General features: G+C 63.3%; 2 protein-coding genes. One reads left to right on the top strand and one right to left on the bottom strand.

What is annotated here, in order from left to right; translation table 11 throughout:
• Positions 1 to 105: 105 nt before the first annotated feature.
• Complete coding sequence (gene thpR, locus PKA57_RS14895; RefSeq protein ID WP_324301945.1) at positions 106 to 645, top strand: RNA 2',3'-cyclic phosphodiesterase; 540 nt, start codon at positions 106 to 108, stop codon at positions 643 to 645.
• Here the strand turns inward: thpR and PKA57_RS14890 are convergent, their stop codons facing one another.
• Complete coding sequence (locus tag PKA57_RS14890; protein WP_324301943.1) at positions 646 to 1,050, bottom strand: metallopeptidase family protein; 405 nt, start codon at positions 1,048 to 1,050, stop codon at positions 646 to 648.
• Between the last annotated feature and the right edge of the window lie 153 nt (positions 1,051 to 1,203).

Here is a 1,203-nt window from a genome sequence, read left to right as displayed (position 1 = left end):
GAAGGACGTGAACGAGGCTCACGCCGCCCAGCCCAATCCCTGTCCCTGAAACCGGCATGTCATGCCCGGACCTCGTCCGGGCATGACACTTGCGATCGAAGAACCATGATCCGTCTTTTCACTGCCCTCGAAATTCCCGGCGAGATCGCCGGGCGTCTCACGCGCCTTCAGCGCGGGATCGAGGGCGCGCGCTGGATCGAGCCGTCCGATTTCCACATCACGCTGCGCTTCATCGGCGATGTGCCCGAAGACATTGCGAACGATGTCGACGAGGCGCTTCAGGAAATCGGCTTCGATCCCTTCGAGATCGAGATCGAGGGCGTGGGCGAGTTCGGCGGCAAGAAGCCCCATGCGCTCTGGGCGGGCGTGCGGCCGAGCGAGCCGCTGACCCGGCTCCAGGCGCGGCATGAAAGCGCGATGCGCCGCGTCGGCCTCAAGCCGGAGACACGGAACTTCACCCCGCATGTGACGCTGGCGCGGCTCAGGAGCATCGAGGCGCCGGAGGTCTATCGCTTCATCGAGGCGAACAATCTCTTCGCCACGCCGCGTTTCGAGGTGAGCCGCTTCGTCCTCTTCTCGGCACGGACGAGCACCGGCGGCGGGCCATATGTGCCCGAGCGCACATATCCACCCGAAGCGGAGTGATCAGGCGCCTGCTCTCGCCTCGATCGCATGCATGTCTTCGTCCGACAGGCCGAAATGATGGCCGATCTCGTGGATGAGAACATGCGTGACGAGATGGCCGAGCGTCTCGTCGAATTCGGCCCAGTAGTCGAGCATCGGCCGGCGGTAGAGAAACACCATGTCGGGAAGATGCGTGGCCGCGTCGGTGAGCTGATAAGGCTGGCCGAGGCCGTGATAGAGGCCGAGCAGATCGAACGGGCTCTCGAGCCCCATATCGTCGAGCACCTCTTCGCTCGGAAAATCCTCCACGCGAATGACGAGCCCTTCGCAGCGGCTGCGAAAATCCTCGGGCAATCTCGCGAAGGCCTCGTCCGCCAGCCGTTCGAAATCGGCAAGCGACGGTGCCTTCCTCTCGTGCCAGTCCATTTCCTTCTCCTTGCCGCCTGATCCCTTCGTTGCGCGGCATCCTATCTCAAAACCGGATAGACTGCCGCCATCGCGCCGTCCCGATGCCGGGCGCGCGCTTCATTCATCCCATGATCGCCCGGAGGCCTTCAATGATCGAAAGACTGACAGATG

The sequence above is a fragment of the Parvibaculum sp. genome (genome assembly GCF_035325945.1).
Classification (GTDB): Bacteria; Pseudomonadota; Alphaproteobacteria; order Parvibaculales; family Parvibaculaceae; genus Parvibaculum.
The sequence above is the reverse complement of the archived record's forward strand: the minus strand, read 5'-3'. Positions and strand labels throughout refer to the sequence as shown.